Genomic DNA, 18,487 nt, shown 5'->3' on the forward strand with positions numbered 1-18,487 from the left:
CCCCGGGGCGGGCTAGTGGCTGAAGCGCTGGACCCGCCGCAGCTTGTTCATCGCGTCGAGGGCCGCGACCTTGTAGCACTCCGACAGGGTCGGGTAGTTGAAGACGGCGTCGACCAGGTAGTCGATGGTGCCGCCGCAGCCCATGACGGCCTGGCCGATGTGCACCAGCTCGGTCGCCTGGGTGCCGAAGACGTGCACGCCGAGGAGGGTGCGGTCTTCGGGGGAGACCAGCAGCTTGAGCATGCCGTGGGTGTCGCCGATGATCTGGCCGCGGGCCAGTTCGCGGTAGCGCGACAGGCCGGTCTCGAACGGGACGTGCGCGTCGGTGAGCTCGTCTTCGGTCGCGCCGACGAAGCTGATCTCGGGGATCGTGTAGATGCCGATCGGCTGCAGGCGGCTCATGTCGGAGACCGGTTCGTCGCACGCGTGGTAGGCCGCCAGACGGCCCTGCTCCATCGACGTGGCGGCCAGGGCGGGGAAGCCGATGACGTCGCCGACGGCGTAGATGTGCGGGACGGCGGTGCGGTAGTGCTCGTCGACCGTGATCCGGCCGCGCGCGTCGGCCTCCAGGCCGGCGGTGTGCAGGGCGAGCGACTCGGTCATGCCCTGGCGGCCGGCCGAGTACATGACCGTGGCGGCCGGGATCTTCTTGCCGCTCTCGAGGATCGTGAGGGCGCCGCGCTCGTGGCGTTCGACGGCGGCGACCGTCTCGCCGAACCGGAACGTGACGGCCAGGTCGCGCAGGTGGTACTTGAGCGCCTCGATGACCTCCAGGTCGCAGAACTCCAGCATGCGGTCGCGGCGTTCGACCACGGTGACCTTGGTGCCGAGGGCGGCGAACATGGAGGCGTACTCGATGCCGATCACGCCGGCGCCGACGACGACCATCGAGTCGGGCACGTGGTCGAGCTGGAGGATGCCGTCGGAGTCGATGATCGTGGAGCCGTCGAACTCGACGCTGTCGGGGCGCGCGGGGCGGGTGCCGGTGGCGACGATGATCTTGTCGGCGGTGACCTTCGTCTCCCGGCCCCGGTCGTCGATCACCGCGATGGTGTGGGGGTCGAGGAACTGGCCGGAGCCGGTCAGCGTGGTGATGCGGTTGCGGGACAGCTGGTTGCGGATCACCTCGACCTCGCGGCCCACGACGTGGGTGGTGCGGGCGGTCAGGTCGGCGATGCCGATCTCTTCCTTGACGCGGTAGTTGCGGCCGTACATCTCGCGCTGGCTGAGGCCGGTCAGGTAGAGCACGGCCTCGCGCATGGTCTTGGAGGGGATCGTGCCGGTGTTGATGCACACCCCGCCGATCATGTTGCGCCGCTCGACGATCGCTACCCGGCGCTCCAGCTTGGCGGCCGCGATGGCGGCCTTCTGCCCACCCGGCCCGGATCCCAGGACGAGTACATCAAAGTCGCTCACACCTAGCAGTGTGGTCGCTGCGACCAGCGACGAGAAGACCTTGACCGGCTTCACCGGACAATTGGCCGGGTTGTGCGGCGGCGGCAACGTGACGGCCACCATACCGGTGCAATCGGGAGACAAGCAGACATCAAGCGGGCTCCGCCAGGATCGGGCCCCATGTGGAAGGACACCCCTCAGTACCTCGGCGAACTGCTCATCTGGGAGATCGAGGACTACCTCATCGCCCAGTCACAACGGCCCGAGCGGGCCAAGGTCGCCTTCATCCGGCTGGCCGACGCGTGGGGCGCCGCCTCGATCGCGGCCGAGCTCGACAACGGCGGCAGCTTCTACTCGGCCGCCAAGCGGGCCGACGCCCTGGGCATGACCCTCCCGGGCGACATGTTCGGTACGGTGACCCGCGAGCAGATGCCGCACGTCTTCGCGGCGGTGCCCGGCACGACGTTCCCGCCGATGCCCGACGGGGACGGGTGGGTCATTGTCCGATTGGTCGCTTTCGAATCCTGATATTTCGGGATTCGGCAGTAGGCTGATCGCCATAATGATCCACCGACGCGTAATCGGAGGATCCACTTGGCAGTGCCACAGCCGCTCCGCGATCCCCGCCGGCTCGGCGGCCACACCCTGGTCGGCGCGTACCCGCCGGGTGATCGGTCCGCCTCGTTCGAGACGGGCGACGGCGCCCTGCTGACGCTGTTCCACACCCGCCTGCCCGACCCCGACGCCTTCCTCGAACGCGTCGACGAACTCCAGCGCGCGGGCGGCTACCCGTGGTTGTCGCTGCTGGACGCCGGCACCTCCGGCGGCGAGCCCTACGTGGTGGTCGAGAAGGTCGACGGCCGCCATCTGGACGACGCCCTCCCGGAGAGCGACGCCCAGCGCCTGGCCATCGCCTCGATGACGGGCCTCGCCGGCCTCCACCGCGAAGGCGTGGCCCACGGCTCGTTCACCCCGTGGTCGGTGATCCTCACCGGCGCGGGCCCCCGGCTCGCCCTCCTCGACCTCGACGCCCTGGTGACGGAGGGGGTCACCAGAAGCACCCGGTCCGCCGCCTCGGCCGCCCCTTCCCCGGCAACCGAGACCGGCGACCCGGATGCCACGGCGCGGGTCGACGGCCGCGGGGCCGCGACGGCCGAGGCCAACGACCCCGACGCGACCGCCCGGGTGGCCGAGCGGGTCGCCACGTGGCCCAAGACCGAGACCGGCCCGGACTCCCCCGCCGACGAGACGCGGCCCGTCGGGTCGCTCGCCTACCTGCCGCCCGAGGCGTTACGTCCCGACCCTCGGCCGCCCGCGCCGCCCGGCGACCTGTTCGCCTGGGCCGCCGTCATGGTCTTCGCCGCCACCGGGCGGCACGCGTTCGAGCGCGACTCCCCCGCCGCCACCATCAACGCCGTCCTCCACGACGATCCCGACCTCGGCGGGATGCCCGAAGGGCTGGCGGGGGTCGTCGCGGCCTGTCTGGCCAAGGACCCCGGGCAGCGGCCGACCGCGCGGGAGGCGCTCGAACGGCTGATCGGCGAGACGCAGCTGACCATCGACCGGGCCACGCTCGACGTGGTCGCCACCCTTCCTCCGGCCGAGCCGGAGGAGACCGAGCCCGCCGTCCCGCCATTGCCGCCCCGCCGGGGGCCCAACTGGGTCGCCGTCACCGCCGCCGCCGTCGCGATCGTGCTGGTCGCCGGGCTGGGCGGCTACCTGCTCGGCGGCACCAAGACCGGCGCGGCGGCCGCCCCGGCGGCCGCGACCGGCGTGCCCTCGACCTCGGTCAGCACGCTGGCCGCCGTCGACGACCCGGCTCCCCCGCCGCCCGCCGTCGGCGGCTTCACCGCTCCCGGGCCGGCCATCACGCTGCGGGAGAACCCCGCCGACCCGGCCCGGCTCACCGGCTACCGCAGGGGCGCCGACACGTGGGTGCGCGCCGAGGGCGACGCCTTCACCGAGCTGCCGGGCGAGGACCTCGAACCGGCCCGCGCACCCGGCGGGAAGTGGCTCGCCGCGGTGGGCCCAGAGACCATCACGTTCACCGGCGCCGGTGAACCCTTCACGGTCACCCCCGGCGTCGCGTACACCCGCCCGACCTGGTCGCGCGACGGGGCGAAGCTGATGCTCACGACCACCTCCGGCGAGGAGGGCCGCCCGGCCGGGTTCGTCGTCGTCGACGTCGCCACCCGGGCCGTCTCCACCGTCGACACCGACGACGAGACGACCGGCGGCGAAGGGCACTTCGCCTGGTTGCCCGACGGTTCGGGCGTCGTGGTCGGCTACCGGACCGAGACCGAGCACGGGATCAGGTTGCGCGACCTCACCGGCGACCTGACCAAGTCCTACCACTGGGTGGGCGAGACCTACGGGCGGCGCATGTTCTCGCCGTCCGGGAAGACGTTCGTGACGTTCTGCCCGAGCGGCGGCACGTACTGCGTCTGGGACACCGCGACCGGGGTGCGGCAGGCGTCGATCGCGCTGTTCTACCCCGACGGCCTCCTGTACGGCTGGTACGACGACGCCCACCTGATCGTCGCCGACCCGCGCGAGGACCCGCACAAGATCGTGGCCATGGACCTGCGCGGCCGGCCGCAGCGGGTGCTGGCCGAGATCCCGCCCAAGGACGACACGACCGACCTGCTCCTCTACTACACGGGGAACTGAACCCTGATGCCTCCCGTCGAGCCGCTCACCCCGCAGGACCCGGCCTCGCTCGGCCCCTATCCCCTGGTGGGCCGTCTGGGCGGGGACGTCTATCTGGCCACCGCGCCCGGCGGCGAACAGGTGGCCGCGCGCAGGCTCGCCCGGCCGCTCGACGCGCCCGGACGCGAGGCGCTGGCCCGCGTCTGGGAGGCCGCGGCCGTCGGCACGCCGCACATCCTGGACACCGGGCGCGACTACATCGTGTCCGAGTACGTGCCGGGGCCCAGCCTGGCCGAGGAGATCGCCGAGCGGGGCGCGCTGGCCGGGCCCGCGCTGCACCGGCTCGCCGTCGCCACGGCGACCGCGCTGGCCTCCCTCCACCGGGCCGGGCTCACCCACGACGCCATCGCGCCCGGACGGGTGCTGCTCGGGCCCGACGGGCCCCGGCTGATCGGGGCCGAACGGCCGGTCACGCCCGCCTGGCGGGCCGACGACGCCCAGGAGCTCTGGCAGGACCCCGACGAGCCGCCGGGCCCCGCCGCCGACGTGTTCGCGTGGGCGGCGGTGATCGCGTTCGCCGCGACCGGGCGGCCGCCGTTCGGGGAGAACCCGACACGCGTCTCGTACGGGGCGGCCGACCTCGGGCCGCTCTCGGGGTCGCTGCGCGACCTGGTCGCCGACTGTCTCGCCGACGAGCCCGCCGCCCGGCCGGGGGCCGAGGAGACGCTGCTCCGGCTGCTCGGCCACGCGGGGGCGCTCGACACGGTGCTGCCCGCCACCGCGCCCCGGGTGGTCGTGGCGCCCGAGGTCGGCGTGAGCCGTACAGTCCCCGAGAAGAGACGGAAGGGCGGCGCGGTCGCCCTCGCGGCGGGCGGGCTGGCGCTGGCGCTGGTGTCCGGCGCGGGAGGGTACCTGCTCGCGCCCGCTCCGGCCCCGCAGGCGCGGAAGCCGGCGCCGAGCGCCGCGCCGACCGCGCGCCCGGCCGCGTTCCCCTCGCCGGGGCCGTCGCCGCTGGCCCTGACCGGCGGGGTGCTGAACGAGCGGCCCGGCGATCCGCTGCGGCTGGCCTCCTACCGGGCCAGCGTGTCGGCCGACGCGACGGCGGCGTTCGCGCGCAGCCGCGACGGCGCGGGCTTCGACCGGACCGGCGGCGACAACCACGTCTCGGTCGTCTCGCCCGACGGCCGCTGGACGGCCACGATCGACGAGTTGTTCGTGGCCAGCACGGAGCGGCTCGACGTCGAGTTCACCGACCGGGCGAGCGGCCGGCGGTTCACCGTGCCGACCGTCTCCGCGCCGCTGAGCGCGCACAATCCGGCCTGGTCGCCCGACGGGACCCGGCTGCTGCTGTCGTTGTGGGTCAGCCAGGGCGCGACCGACGTCGTGCCCTTCGGGTTCGTGGTCGTCGACCCCGCCACCCGCGCGGCCACCGTCGTGGAGACCGCCAACGACGCCGACCGCGACGCGTTCCTGGCCGCCGACCCCGAGGCGCGGCTCGGCGCGCTGCCCGCCTTCCGGTGGACGCCCGACGGCCGCGAGGTCGCCACCGCCTACCTGACCCCCGAGGGCCGGTACGGCGTGCGCTTCCACGACCTGACCGGACGTGTACTGCGCGGTTTCCACTGGGTGGGGCTGCCGGCCGGGACGTCCTGGTTCTCCCCCGACGGGCGGTCGTTCGTGACGACCCAGTGCGAGAAACGGCACGTCTTCTGCGTCTGGGACACCGCCACCGGCGCGCGCCGGGGCGGCGTGCCCTCCGGGAAGGGCGACGGCATGCTCGGCTGGTTCGACGCCACCCACCTGCTCTACTCGCGGGAGGAGAAGGGCGAGTACCGCGCCGACGTGATCGACTTCGCCGGCGAGACCACCCGGACCCTGGTCGAGCTCGACCTGCCCGGCGACGACCCCCTCGTGCAGTTGTTCTTCCTGCGGAGCTGACCTCCGTGGAGGGCACCCGGCTGGGCGGCTACACGATCCTGCGGACCCTGGGGGCCGGCGGGCAGGGCACCGTCTACCTCGCCGCCGCGCCCGACGGCGGGCAGGTGGCGGTGAAGGTGCTGCACGCGGTGCCGGAGGACGGTTCGGCCGAACGTTTCCTGCGCGAGGCCGAGGTGCTGCCGGAGGTGGCGTCGTTCTGCGCGGCGCAGGTGCTCGGGTTCGGGGTGGCGGACGGCGTGCCGTACATCGCCAGCGAGTACGTCGAAGGGCCGACGCTCCAGGCCCTGGTCAGGGAGCGCGGCCCGCTGGCCGGGGGCCCGCTGCGGTCGGTGGCCGTCGGCACCATCACCGCGTTGTCGGCCATCCACCGGGCCGGGGTGGTGCACCTCGACTTCAAGCCCGCGAACGTGATCCTCGGCCGCGACGGCCCCCGGGTGATCGACTTCGGCATCGCCCGGGCCGTGGACGCCGAGGCGACCGGCACCGGGGCGGTCGGCACCCCCACCTACATGGCGCCCGAGCAGCTCGGCGAGACGCCACCCGGCCCCGCGGCCGACGTGTTCGCGTGGGCGGCGACGGTGGTGTTCGCGGCGTCCGGGACGCCGCCGTTCGGGGCCGACACGGTGCCGGCGGTGCTGAACCGGCTGCTGCGCGGCCAGCCCGACCTCGGCCCGCTGACCGGGGACCTGCGCGAGGTGGTCGCGGCCTGCCTGGTCAAGGACCCGCTCGCCCGGCCGGCCTCCTCCGACGTGTTGTTGCGGCTGCTCGGGCGGGCGCCGGCGGCCTCCCGGCGGATCGGGCGGCGGATTCTGGTCGCCGGGGCGGCGCTGGCCGTCGCGGCCGCCGCCGCCGGGGTGGCGGTGTGGGCGTCGCGGCCCGAGCCGCCCCGGTCGTCGGGCCCGCCGTCGGCGGCCTTCACCTCTGTCGAGGTGCCCGAGTTGCCGGGGTTTCTGCACGAGCACGCGTCCGACCCGGTCCGGCTCACGTCGTTCAGTGTCAGTACGTCCGTGACGAGCATCCGGTCGTATGTGCGCTCGCGTGACTCCTTCGCGCCGACCGGACGGCAGCGGCATCCGGTCGTGTCGCCCGACGGGACGACCCTGGCGGAGGTCAACTGGGCGCCCCGGTCGGCGGCCGACGGGAACGCGGTGACGTTCACACGGGACGGGGCGACGTTCGCCGTGCCGACCGTGGAGCCGCCGCTGGCGGTGCGGTCTCCTGTCTGGTCCGGGGACGGGGGGCGGGTGCTGCTGACCGTGTGGTCGGAGGAGGGGCGGACGGGGTTCGTGCTCGTGGACGTGGCCGCCCGGCGGTCGGCCTATGTCAGCGTGGGTTCGCCGGAGACGGATTTCGCCTTCGGGCCCGGCGCGACCGTGACGTCCGGCGGGGTGGTGTACGGCGCGGATGGGACCCGGTCCCGGGCCTACGACGGAATGTCCAGCCTGGTCTTCTCGCCCTCGGGGCGGCGGTATGCGGGGGCCTGCGCGTCGGGGATCTGCGCTCCCGGACCTTTCAGGTCGTCGGGCGAGGTGATCGGCTGGTTCAACGAGGACACCCTGATCGTGCGCGACGGGCGCAGGGTGCTCGCGGTGGACGCGACCAGCGGGGCCACCCGACGGACCCTCGCCGACCTGAACTCGGACCAGGAAACGATCATCCATTACTCATGACCGACCCCGGCTGGTCCCGGGCGATCAAGCCGGCTGGTCACGCTGATCGCCCGGAACTCTGGTCAGGCCATCACTCGGTCGACGATCTCCGAGGCGCCCATCGAGCGGGCGCAGTGGGCGCCGCAGAACCACTTGCGGTCGGCCTCCACGCCGTGGCCGATGATGCGGCAGCCACAGTGTTCGCAGATCGGCGCCATCCTGGTGATCGCGCACTCGAAGCTGTCGAAGGTGTGGACGGCCCCCTGGGCGTGCACCTCGAACGTCATGTCGTAGTCGTTTCCGCATACTTCGCAAGCGGCCATGATTCCCCCCGGATAGGTCGTTACCGCTTACCTACCCAGGGGGAAACCGGCTACAGCGTCGCGAGCAGGCCCTTGGCCATCTCCTTGGCCCCGGCGGCGGCCTCGGGCAGGGGCATCAGCACCGCCCCGATGTTGTTGATCTCGGTCCCGGCCGGGCGGTCGGCGCCGCCGAACAGGACCGTCACGACGAACGTGCCCTGCATGACCTTGACCTCATAGGCACCGCTGTAAGCGGTCTCGGTCTGCTGCCTGATCGCCTGGCCGTAGTTGTCGGTGCCCAGGCCCGGGATCTTCTGGATCTTGCTCCACTGGATGCCGCCGATCTTCGACCCGGCCGTGCCCCGGCTCTTGCCGCGCTCGTCGACCAGGTAGAACCGGGCCATCTCGGCGTTCGGGAACTCCCGGATGCCGATCCGCAGGTTCCGCCAGCGGACCTTGCCGCCCTCGACCGGCATGGCGTCGTTCCACCACTGACACTCGGTCAGCTTCGCCTTGCCCTCCGTGAGCGACTGCGCCAGGCCCTCGGTCTGCGGCACCAGCTTCGCGGCCACCGGGTTCATCGTCACGCAGTTGGGCGGCAGGGCGATCTTGACCGGCGACGGGCTCGCCGTCGGCGTGGGGCTCGGGCGGGCCTTGCCCGCGAACGGGAGCGGCTTCTTGGCGTACCAGGCCTCGGCCGACTGGGCCAGCTGGGTCAGCAGCGCCTTGACCTCGCGGATCGCGTTCTCCTCGGTGATCGACTGCTTGGTGTCGTTCGTGAGGACGTCGGCTTCCTTGTGCTGCTGGCTGGCCTCGTACTTGACGTCGAAGGTGATGTTGCCGACCCGGCCCATGCCGGTGCCGAAGGCGTAGCGGTAGTCGTCCTCACGCGTCCACTGGTACTGGGCGACGGCCGCCTCGCCGATGCCGGTGAACACCGAGGGCTTCGAGTAGTACCGCTCCTCGTTGGAGACCGAGGCGGTGTAGTCGTACTGGCGCTTCTCGCCGTCGAACTGGATCGAGGCGGCCTTGTCGGCGGTGGTGTCGCCTATCGCCTCGTAGCGGGCGACGTTGACGGTGATCTGCCGCTGGCGGTTGTACTCGCCGAACGAGATGTTGCGGTTGGTCCACTCGCACGTCCACCGGACGTAGCTGACGAGGTTCCCGTCGCGCTCGTCGGACATCCGCATGTCGATCTTGGCGGCCGGGACCAGCCGCTCGGTCTGCTCCGGGTCGAGCATCGCGCAGACGTCGAAGTCGGTCGCCCCCTTCGGGTCGTCGCCCGCCGCCGGCGGAGCCGCCCCGGACGCCTCGGGAGTCGCCCCCGTCTTCGGCGGCGGCGCGGTCTGCGGGGTGTCCTCGCCGCCGGTCGTCTGGAAGAACACGAACGTGCCGCCCGCCACGACCAGGACCACCACGGCCGCGATCAGCGGCCAGAGCCACTTGTTCCTCTTCGGCGGCCCGGGAGGCTGCGCCCACCCCGGCTGGGTGGTGCCCTGCCACGGGCCCGAGTTCTGCTGCTGCCACCCGCTCTGCGCCTGCCACGGGTCGCCGCCCCCGCTCGGGGCGCCGTTGGCCTGCGGCTGGAACAACACCGCCGTGCCCTCGGGCCCCGCCTGGCCCTGGGGGGCCTGCGGGTTCCAGGGGCCCTGCGGGGGCTGGTCGGCGTCCGCGGGTCCGCGCCACCGCTCACTGCCCCGGGGGACGTGGCCGTGCGGGCCGGGAGGCTCGGGGGTGCTCGGCGTCTGCGGCGCCCAGGGGGTGCCCTCGGACGGGGTGGACCAGGCCGACCCCGGGGCCGTCAGGCCAGAGGACTCCTGACGGGACTCGGGCGACGGGGACTCGGTGCCGGGCCACTTGGCGGTGGGAGACCCCTCGGTGCCGGGCCAGGGGGCGTCGCTCTTGGACTCGGCGCCGGGCCACTGCGGGCCGGACGTGGACTCGGCGCCGGGCCACTGCGGGCCGGACGTGGACTCGGCGCCCGGCCACTGCGCGCCGCCCTGAGGCTCCGAACCGGGCCACTGCGCGCCGCTCGGACCTTCCGCGCCGAATCGCTGCGGACCCGACGGGGACTCGGTGCCGGGCCACTTGGCGGTGGGGGAACCCTCCGCGCCCGGCCACTGCGGACCCGGCGAAGACTCCGCAGGAGGCCGCTGCGGGCCGGACGTGGACTCCACACCTGGCCACTGCGCGCCGCCCTGGGGCTCCAGACCGGGCCACTGCGGGCCAGTCGGACCATCCGCACCGAGCCTCTGCGGACCCGACGAGGACTCCACGCCGAACGGCTGCGGGCCCGACGGTGATTCGGGGCCGGGCCACTGCGGGCCCGGGGCGCCGAAAGCCGGTGGCGGGGTGGTCGGTGAGGACTGGCGGGGGTCGGCGGGCGGCTCCGGCATGCCGGGCCAGTCGGGTCCGGCCGAGGGCCATGGCTGGTGCGGGCTCGCCGGGGGCTGCGAGGGGCGGTTGGAGCCGAAGGCGTCGAAACCCTGGCCGGGGGTGGAGGGCTGGTTCGGGGCCTGACCGGGGCGTCGGCCGGAGGCGGGGCCGTCGGCGATCGGGGAGACGCCGTTGGCGCCCGGCGCGTGCCGGTCGGAGGGGCCGTGGGGGACCGGGCCGCCGCCGCGTCCGGGGGCGTCCGGGCGGCTGAAGTCGCGGAAGTCGGAGCGGCCCTCGGGCGGGCCCTCCGGGGTCGGCGCGCCGAACATCGCGGGCGGACGGAGCCCCCCGGGCGGGCCTTCCGGGGTCTGGGGTTTGCGGGGCTGGCTGGCCGGGGTGTCGAACCAGCCGGGGCGGTCAGACGGCGGGGAGGACGGGGTGGCCGACTGCCGGGTGGACGACTTGGGGATCCGCCTCGGCAGTTCGGAGGCGCTTTCCCGTAACCGCGTGGTCGCCGGGTCGACGCCGCCGGGGTCGCCGCCCTGCGGCCCCGCGGAAGGCTCGCCGGGGCGCTCGGCCGCGTCGCCGCCGTCGCGCTTCGTCGTGTCGTCGCTCGGGCCGCCGTCCGTGGGAGGCGTCGGCTGGTCGAGGTCGCGGAGCATCGCGCCGAAGGGGTCCGGTTCGTCCGGGCGCAGGCCCGGGTCCCGTGCAGGCGGGGGTTCCGGGGCAGGGTCCTCGTTGCGCCACGATGCCACCCTCGTCGGGTCGCCGATCATGGGGACGCCCGATTCGCCCGGCCGGCGGACGAACGGCAGGCTCGGCCCGGTCGTCTTCGGGATCTCGCCCGTGGCCGGGTCGTCCTCGTCGTAGGCGTGGGGGCGCGGATCCCGTGCCGGAGAACCGAAGGCCGGCGGGTCCGCTGGGGGCGTGTCCTCCGGGGGCGGGGGGACCGCACGCAGGTGGTTCCGGGGCTTCTGGGGATCTTCGGACATGGGGGGACTCCTTGGTCAGCCGATTCCGGCCGCGACCAGCTGGGCGGCCTGGCGGGCGCGCTCCCTGGTGTCGTCGCCGGGCGACTTGTAGGTGACCTGGGCGGACAGGTTGCTTCTCCGGAACCAGACGGTGGCGCCGCCGTCGGCGGGCGCCACGTAGGCCTCGTCGGCGACGCCGGTGAGGTTCTCGGCGCCGTCGGGGCGGGCGGGGGCGGCTCCGGTGGTCAGGCGGTAGCCCACGACCACTTCGGTTCCGCCGGAGCGGTTGATCCAGCGGCAGCCGCCGTCGGGCGTGGGTTCGGCGTTGGCCTGGGTGCCGAGCAGGTGGGTGATCTGCGCGGTGGTCAGCGACGTGCAGGCGTCGGGGGCGGCGGTGAAGCGGGCCGGCACGTCGTCCGGCCCGGCCGCGAACCGGGACGCGGCCCAGCCCGCGCCGACGCCGAGGGCGATCGTGAGGGCGGCGCCGATCGCCCAGCGGCCGGTCCGGCGCGAGCGCGGGGGCACCGCGGCGACGGCGTCTCTGAGCAGGTGGCGGGTGGTCGCGGCCGGAGGGCGGTGGGCGGGGTCCTTGGCGAGGAGCGCGCCGACCGCGCGGGCCAGCGCGGGGGTCGCCTGCGCCATCGGGGGCGGGTCGTGCATGACGACGGCCGCCACCACGGCGGCGGGCAGGTTGCGGTGGAAGGGGCCCCGGCCCTCCACGGCCGCGTAGAGGGTCGCGCCGAGCGACCACAGGTCCGACGGCGGGCCGGCGGGCAGGCCGCGGAACCGTTCGGGGGCCATGTACGCCGGCGACCCCGAGCTGTCGGCCGGGTCGGCCCCGAACGGGGCGGCGATGCCGAAGTCGGCCAGCATCGCCCGGCCGTCGTCGCCGACGAGCACGTTGGCCGGTTTGACGTCGCGGTGCAGGATGCCGTGGGCGTGCGCGAGTTCGAGGGCGTCGAGGATCGACAGGCCGATCTCGGCGACCCGGGTGCTCGGCAGCGGCAGCAGCTTGTCGAGGGACGTTCCCGGCACCAGGTCCATCACGATCCACGGCGCGCCGTCGTGGGGCACCACGTCGTGGATCTTGACGATCGAGGGGTGGTTGAGCCGCCCGGCGGCCCGCGCCTCCCCGATCGCGCGGGAGGTGTACTCGGCCAGCTCACCGGGCCCGAGGTCGCTGGGCGTGCGCATCTGTTTGACGGCGACCTCGCGCCGCAGCAGTTCGTCGTGGGCACGCCAGACGGTGCCCGCGCCGCCCTTCCCGAGGGGTTCGGCGAGCCGGTAGCGGCCGGCGAGCAGGGTCACGCGTGACCCCACAGCGTGTCGGCCGCGGCGCGGGCGGCGGTCTCGGCGCCCGAGCGGAGCTGGTCGGCGGTGCGGTCGCCCAGGTCGGCGTACTCGACGCGGCCGACGAAGTCGCCGACGCGGAAGTAGACGTCGACGGCGATCATCCGGCCCTCGGAGGAGGTGACGTCCCAGGTGAACGCCTCCTCGCCGACGCCGGTGAGCGGGCGGATCGCCGAGGTGACGGTGGTGATGCGGCGTTTGGTGCCGATCTCGTACCAGATGAGGGACGAGTCACGGGGCATGTTGGCGATGCGGCGCTGGATGCCGCCGTACAGGGAGCGGGCCGCTTCGGGGTCGAGGTCCCACCAGTCGGGGGTGTCGGAGTCGGTGGCGGGTTCGAGGCGCAGGCCGGTGCCCTCGACCGTCCACTGGCAGCCGCCCTCGATCTCCTTCGGCCGGGCGTCCTGCCCGAGCAGCGCCTTGACCTGGCCGGCGGAGACGACCCGGCATAAGTCGACCCGCTCGGTGAACACCGGCGCGGGCGGCCGCTGCGCCGTGGGGGCGGCCGCGCCGCCGGACTCCCAGGGCGCGACGAGCACCACGGCCGCCGCGACGACGGCCGCGGCCCCGGCGGCCACCGCGACCCACAACCCGTTGTTCTTCTTCCGGCGTACCGGCGCGATGTCGGGGTTGCCGCCCCGGACGATCTCCTGGAACAGCCGCCCCGCGGTCGCGGCGTCGGGCCGGTCGGCCGGGTCGCGCGCCATCAGCCAGCTGACCAGGGCGCCCAGCGGCCCGCCGACCTGCGGCGCGGGCACCGGCGCGGTCAGCGTCGCCTGGATGACCTGCACGTGGCCGCCCCGGTACGGCGGCACGCCCTCCAGCGCGGTGTACAGAGTCGCCCCGAGCGACCACAGGTCGGCGGCCGGCCCGCCGGGGTCGCCTTCGAGCCGCTCGGGCGCGATGAAGCCCGGGGAGCCGATCAGCATGCCGTCGCCGGTCAGGTTGGTCGTGTCGGCCTGCCGGGCGATGCCGAAGTCGGTCAGCACCACCCGCCCGTCGACGGTGAGGAACACGTTCCCGGGCTTGACGTCGCGGTGCTGCACGCCGTGGGCGTGCGCGGCCGACAACGCGTCGACCATCCGGGCCCCGATCTCGGCCACCGCGCCCGGCTGGAGCCCGCCGTGGGCGGAGATCTCCGCCGACAGCGGCCGCCCGTTGAGCCGCTCCATGACGATCCAGGGCCGGCCGTCGGCGACCAGGACGTCGTGCACGCTGACGACGGCCGGGTGCCGCAACCGTGCGGTCACCTCGGCCTCGCGCATCACGCGGGTGACGAGCTCCGCCCGCTCCCGCTCCCCCATCCCGTCGGGAATGCGCAGTTCCTTGACGGCGACCTCGCGGTCGAGCATCTCGTCACGGGCGAGCCAGACGGTGCCCATGCCACCGGAGCCGAGGGGACGCAGCAGGAGGTAGCGGGAGGCCAGTCGTTCCCCGATCGATTCGGCCATACCGGGAGAATAGCGAAACCGGACCGGCCCGAATTGACCATTCGTCAACCCCGGCCGCCTTCGGCGGTCCCGCCAGGGCACTCAGCCGACGACGACCTCCGCCGAACCGCCCACGATCTCCACCCCGACGATCGTCTTGGGCCCGTCCGACCGCACGACGAGCCGTCCGTGGTCGTGTACGGCCGTCACGACCGTCTCCCCGTCCACGTCGCGCACCACGGTCCGGGACTCGCCGTCGGGGAGGCCGTACACGAGAAGGGAGATCTCCGGCGTGTCGGTCACGGTCGGGCCGGGGGTCGTCGTGGGGATCAGCGCGCCGAGGCGTCCGTAGAGGGGGATCCGGTCGAGCGGCGGGGAGACGCGCAGGTAGCGGCCGCCCGTGTGGTGCTCGCCGGTCCAGTGGTCGACCCACGTCCCGGCCGGGAGGTAGACGTCGCGGGTGCCGTCGGCCGAGGTCATCGGGGCGACGAGGAGGTCGGGGCCGAGGAGGTACTGGAGGTCGGCCTGCCAGCTCACCGGGTCGCCGGGCCGGTCGACGCACAGGGCGCGCATGATCGGCAGCCCGGTCGTGACCGCCTCGACCGCCGCCGAGTAGAGGTAGGGCATCAGCCGGTAGCGCAGCCGCAGCGCCTCGACCGCGCCGCGTTCGGCGTGCTCGGGGAACTCCCACGGCTCGCGGCTGGTGGTCCCGTGGAAGCGCACCAGCGGAGACAGCGCCCCGAACTGCGCCCAGCGCACGAACAGGTCAGGGGTGGGCGTGCCGGTGAACCCGCCGGCGTCGTGGCTCCAGAACGGGATGCCCGACAGCCCGTGCGACAGGCCGCCGCGGATGGTGCTGCCCATCGCCGGGTAGGTCGCGTCGACGTCGCCGCTCCACTGCGCCGGATGCCGCTGCCCGCCGAGGTACGACGACCGCGCCCACACCAGGCCGTGCCCGGCGACCTCGCGGGTCACCTCGGCGACCAGGTCGTTGAACAGCAGCGAGTAGACGTTGTGCAGTTCGGCGCCGCTCATCCCGTTGTAGGCGACCGCGCGGGCGGGCACCCCCTCGGCGAAGTCGGTCTTGAACACCTGGACGCCCTGCTCCAGCAGCCCCTTGAGCAGCCCGCGGAACCAGGTGCGGGCGGCGGGGTTGGTGAAGTCGACGATGCCGCAGGCCGGGTAGGAGCCGTGCCAGGCGTCGGCCACGTAGGGCTCGCCGTCGCGGGTCAGCAGCAGGTAGCCGCTGCTGGCCGCCTCCTCGAAGGCCGGGCTCAGGTGGGAGATGTACGGGTTCATCCAGAGACAGACCTGGAAACCCTGCTCGGCGAGTTCCGCCAGCATGCCCTCCGGGTCGGGGAACGCCTGCCGGTCCCACCGCAGGTCCGACCAGTGCCCGTCGATCTGCCAGAACGTGTCGAGGTGCAGCACGTCGCACGGGATGCCCCGGTCGCGGATCTTCCGGGCCCGCTCCAGCACCCGCTCCTGGCTGTCGCGGAAGAACCCCGAGGAGATCCACGCCCCGAACGCCCACTTGGGCGGCAGCACGGCCGGCCCGGTCAGCGCGCGCAGCCGCCGCAGCACGTCGGCGGGCTCGGGGCCGCCGAGCACGTAGTAGTCGATCAGGTCGTCGGGCACCACGATCTGCACGTCGCTGTGGGTCGACTGGCACACGTCGAACTCGACCGGCATCCCGCTGTCGACGACGATCCCGTATCCCCGGCTGGACAGGTAGAAGGGCACGTTCTTGTACGCCCGCTGCGACTCCGCGCCGAACGCGTCGAAGTTCCACATCAGGGGCCGTTGCCCGCGTTTGTCGAGCGGCGTGAACGACTCCCCGAACCCGCTGAACGCCTCGTCGGCCGGGGCCAGGAACGTCTCGTGGTAGGCGACGGTGACCCCGTCGACCTGGGACCGGCCGAAGGGGAGCGTGCGGAGCCGTCCGGAGATGTCGGGGCGGCCGGGGTCCTGCTCGGTCAGCACCCGCCCGGCCGGGTCGGTGAAGCGCAGGTTCCACGGGTTCAGCCGGATCTCCGCCCGCACCGCCCCGGCGTCCACCACGACCGTCTCGTCGCCGACGGTGACCTGCGCGGGCGACCGCACCGGCCTCGTCAGCCGCAGGGCCCGCGCCGACCGGGTGCGCGCGTCGGCCTGCTCGCTGAGCTTGACCCGGACGATCCCCTCCCCCGCCGCGCTCACCTGGACGACGAGCGACTCGTCGGTGGAGGTCACCCCCTTGAAGGTGACGCCGCAACCGTCGGAGGCCACCACCTCGGCCCGCGCCAGCCTCGCGATCCCGCCTTCGCCGTGCTGCCGCACGGGCAGCTCGGGCGGGTCGGCCACGAAGTACTCGCGCGCGATCAACGGGGGGCGATACGGCATCGCTGCACTCCAACGGTATGGCGGCTTGTATGATAATTAGTTTGCCGTCCATCCCAACAAACGTCAACGAGAGCGGGAGACGATGTACTTCGGCGGCGACTACAACCCCGAGCAGTGGCCCGAACACGTCTGGCACGAGGACGTCGCCCTCATGCGCCGGGCCCGGGTCAACCTCGTCACGCTCGGCGTCTTCGCGTGGAGCAGCCTCCAGCCCGCGCCCGGACGCTGGGAGTTCGGCCGGCTCGACCGCGTCTTCGACCTGCTGCACGACAACGGCATCCAGGTCGATCTGGCCACGCCGACCGCGTCGCCGCCCCCGTGGTTCGGCCGCCGGCATCCCGACACGCTGACGGTCACCGCCGACGGCACCCGGCTCGGCCACGGCAGCCGCGACACCTACTGCGTGAGCGCGCCGGCGTACCGGACCGCATCGAGGGAACTGGCGTCGGTGCTGGCCGAGCGCTACGGCGGGCACCCGGCGCTGGCGATGTGGCACGTCCACAACGAGTACGGCACCTGGTGCCACTGCGACCACGTGGCCCGCGCCTTCCGGACGTGGCTTCGGGCCCGCCACGGCGACCTGGCCACCCTGAACGAACGCTGGACGACGGCGTTCTGGTCGCAGGGCTACTCCGACTGGGACGAGATCCAGCCGCCCCGGGCGACCCAGTGGTTGCCGAACCCGTCGCAGCTGCTCGACTTCCGCCGGTTCCTCTCCGACGAGATGCTCGCCCACTTCACCGAACAGCGCGACCTGCTGCGCCCGACGGGCAAACCGGTCACCACGAACTTCGCCTTCGGCGCGTGGGTGCCGGTCGACCACTGGAAGTGGGCCCGGGAGGTCGACCTGCTGGCCGTCGACGACTACCCGACGGGCGACCTGGCCGAGGAGTCGGCCTTCACCGCCGACCTGGCCCGCTCGTGGGCGGGCGGCAAGCCGTGGATCCTGATGGAACAGGCGGCGGCCGTCGAGTACACCCCGCGACGCACCCTCCCCCGCCCGCCGGGCGACCTCGCCCGGACCACCCTGATCCACGTCGAGCGCGGCTCGATCGGCGCGATGTTCTTCCAGTGGCGCGCCTCCCGGGGCGGCGCGGAGCAGTGGTTCCACGGCATGGTGCCGCACGCGGGCCCCGACACCCGCACCTTCCGCGAGATCACCGCCCTGGGCGAGACCCTCGCGGCCCTGCCCTCTCCGGCGAGGCGCACCCCCGAGGTCGCGATCGTCTGGGACGACGAGGCGTGGTGGGCGCTGCAGGGCCGGGGCCTGCCCTCGCAGGACCTCGACTACCTGGACGCGGTCAAACAGCCCCACCGGCTCCTCTACCGGGCCGGGCACCACGTGGCCTTCGTCCACCCCGAACACGATCTGTCGCCGTTCCGGCTGGTCATCGTGCCGAGCCTGCTGCCGGTCACCGACGCGGCCCTGGCGAACCTGGCCGCCTGCGAGGGCACGGTCCTCATGTCCTACTTCTCGGCCGTCACCGACGAGCACCTCCGGGTGCGGCTCGGCGGCCGGCTGCCCGCCTTCGGGATCACGATCAGGGAACATCGCCCTCTCGCCGGGCCGCTGACCCTCTCCGACGGCACGGAGGCCTCGCTCTGGAGCGAGGAGATCGCCCTCGACGGCGCCGAGGCCGTCGTCGCCTACCCCGACGGGACCCCCGCCATCACCCGCTTCGGTAAGGCGTGGTATTTGTCCACGCGATTGGCCGACAAAGGCTATGAAAAGCTTCTGACCTGCCTTTTACACCCCTCTTACTGTCCAACCGGTACATATGTGGAGAGGTAAGGGAACCATCACGGCGGGGGAGAACGATGCTCAAGGTGGTGCCGTCGCTCGCGAAGGTCAGAGACATCACGTCGGCTCTGCGCAGGCGGGCGTCTCACCGTGACAGCAGGGGCGATTCAACGGTGATCGACCTGCGGGCGTACCGCGACGCCAAAATCATCAGATTTCCCCGCACCGGTGGCCCGACCACGGTCGCCTGAACGGCCGTATCACCCCGTGAGGGCCGCGCGGCAATCGGCGCGCCGCGCGACAG

Annotated in this window: 12 protein-coding genes; 6 read left to right on the top strand and 6 right to left on the bottom strand. The window is 73.5% G+C overall.

What is annotated here, in order from left to right; translation table 11 throughout:
• Positions 1–12 precede the first annotated feature (12 nt).
• Positions 13–1,416 carry a Si-specific NAD(P)(+) transhydrogenase gene (sthA, locus tag AW271_RS09175; protein ID WP_062335300.1) on the bottom strand — a complete coding sequence of 468 codons (1,404 nt, stop codon included), beginning with the start codon at positions 1,414–1,416 and terminating at the stop codon, positions 13–15.
• Positions 1,417–1,575: 159 nt separating this feature from the next.
• Between sthA and AW271_RS09180 the strand changes: the two genes are divergently transcribed.
• The 4 genes from AW271_RS09180 to AW271_RS09195 all read left to right on the top strand — a co-directional run bounded on the left by AW271_RS09180 (position 1,576) and on the right by AW271_RS09195 (position 7,652).
• Entirely contained in the window at positions 1,576–1,923 is a 348-nt protein-coding gene (locus tag AW271_RS09180; RefSeq protein ID WP_062334878.1) for a peptidylprolyl isomerase, read from the top strand.
• 72 nt (positions 1,924–1,995) lie between these two features.
• A complete protein-coding gene (locus AW271_RS09185; RefSeq protein ID WP_062334880.1) occupies positions 1,996–4,065 on the top strand; it encodes a protein kinase family protein in 2,070 nt (689 codons plus the stop codon).
• 6 nt (positions 4,066–4,071) lie between these two features.
• Positions 4,072–5,982 carry a serine/threonine-protein kinase gene (locus AW271_RS40600; protein WP_062334882.1) on the top strand — a complete coding sequence of 637 codons (1,911 nt, stop codon included), beginning with the start codon at positions 4,072–4,074 and terminating at the stop codon, positions 5,980–5,982.
• 5 nt (positions 5,983–5,987) lie between these two features.
• Entirely contained in the window at positions 5,988–7,652 is a 1,665-nt protein-coding gene (locus AW271_RS09195; RefSeq protein WP_062334885.1) for a serine/threonine protein kinase, read from the top strand.
• A 62-nt stretch (positions 7,653–7,714) separates the two neighbouring features.
• On the opposite strand, the gene AW271_RS09200 is transcribed toward AW271_RS09195, so the two are convergent.
• The 5 genes from AW271_RS09200 to AW271_RS09220 all read right to left on the bottom strand — a co-directional run bounded on the left by AW271_RS09200 (position 7,715) and on the right by AW271_RS09220 (position 16,442).
• A complete protein-coding gene (locus AW271_RS09200; protein ID WP_083973841.1) occupies positions 7,715–7,954 on the bottom strand; it encodes a metallothionein in 240 nt (79 codons plus the stop codon).
• Between the two features lie 50 nt (positions 7,955–8,004).
• Positions 8,005–11,301: a hypothetical protein gene (locus tag AW271_RS09205; protein WP_062334888.1), complete on the bottom strand. Its 3,297-nt coding sequence runs from the start codon at positions 11,299–11,301 to the stop codon at positions 8,005–8,007.
• 15 nt (positions 11,302–11,316) lie between these two features.
• Entirely contained in the window at positions 11,317–12,588 is a 1,272-nt protein-coding gene (locus AW271_RS09210; protein WP_062334890.1) for a serine/threonine-protein kinase, read from the bottom strand.
• On the bottom strand, positions 12,585–14,081 hold the full coding sequence (locus AW271_RS09215; protein WP_062334892.1) for a serine/threonine-protein kinase: 1,497 nt from the start codon (positions 14,079–14,081) through the stop codon (positions 12,585–12,587). The genes AW271_RS09210 and AW271_RS09215 overlap by 4 nt, the downstream gene beginning before the upstream one ends.
• 81 nt (positions 14,082–14,162) lie before the next feature.
• On the bottom strand, positions 14,163–16,442 hold the full coding sequence (locus AW271_RS09220; RefSeq protein WP_062334894.1) for a TIM-barrel domain-containing protein: 2,280 nt from the start codon (positions 16,440–16,442) through the stop codon (positions 14,163–14,165).
• Positions 16,443–16,524: 82 nt separating this feature from the next.
• On the opposite strand from AW271_RS09220, the gene AW271_RS09225 reads away from it, so the two are divergent.
• Entirely contained in the window at positions 16,525–18,234 is a 1,710-nt protein-coding gene (locus AW271_RS09225; protein WP_062334896.1) for a beta-galactosidase, read from the top strand.
• 26 nt (positions 18,235–18,260) lie between these two features.
• Positions 18,261–18,434: a hypothetical protein gene (locus AW271_RS40605; RefSeq protein WP_169806299.1), complete on the top strand. Its 174-nt coding sequence runs from the start codon at positions 18,261–18,263 to the stop codon at positions 18,432–18,434.
• Positions 18,435–18,487: the final 53 nt, after the last annotated feature.

It is taken from the genome of Herbidospora sakaeratensis, from assembly GCF_001570525.1.
Classification (GTDB): Bacteria; Actinomycetota; Actinomycetes; order Streptosporangiales; family Streptosporangiaceae; genus Herbidospora; species Herbidospora sakaeratensis.

Coding starts and splice junctions, on each gene's coding strand:
- AW271_RS09180 (WP_062334878.1), top strand. CDS start 1,576: ATGTGGAAGGACACCCCTCAGTACCTCGGCGAACTGCTCATCTGGGAG.
- AW271_RS09205 (WP_062334888.1), bottom strand. CDS start 11,301: ATGTCCGAAGATCCCCAGAAGCCCCGGAACCACCTGCGTGCGGTCCCC.
- AW271_RS40605 (WP_169806299.1), top strand. CDS start 18,261: ATGCTCAAGGTGGTGCCGTCGCTCGCGAAGGTCAGAGACATCACGTCG.
- AW271_RS09225 (WP_062334896.1), top strand. CDS start 16,525: ATGTACTTCGGCGGCGACTACAACCCCGAGCAGTGGCCCGAACACGTC.
- AW271_RS09215 (WP_062334892.1), bottom strand. CDS start 14,081: ATGGCCGAATCGATCGGGGAACGACTGGCCTCCCGCTACCTCCTGCTG.
- AW271_RS09200 (WP_083973841.1), bottom strand. CDS start 7,954: ATGGCCGCTTGCGAAGTATGCGGAAACGACTACGACATGACGTTCGAG.
- AW271_RS09220 (WP_062334894.1), bottom strand. CDS start 16,442: ATGCCGTATCGCCCCCCGTTGATCGCGCGCGAGTACTTCGTGGCCGAC.
- AW271_RS40600 (WP_062334882.1), top strand. CDS start 4,072: ATGCCTCCCGTCGAGCCGCTCACCCCGCAGGACCCGGCCTCGCTCGGC.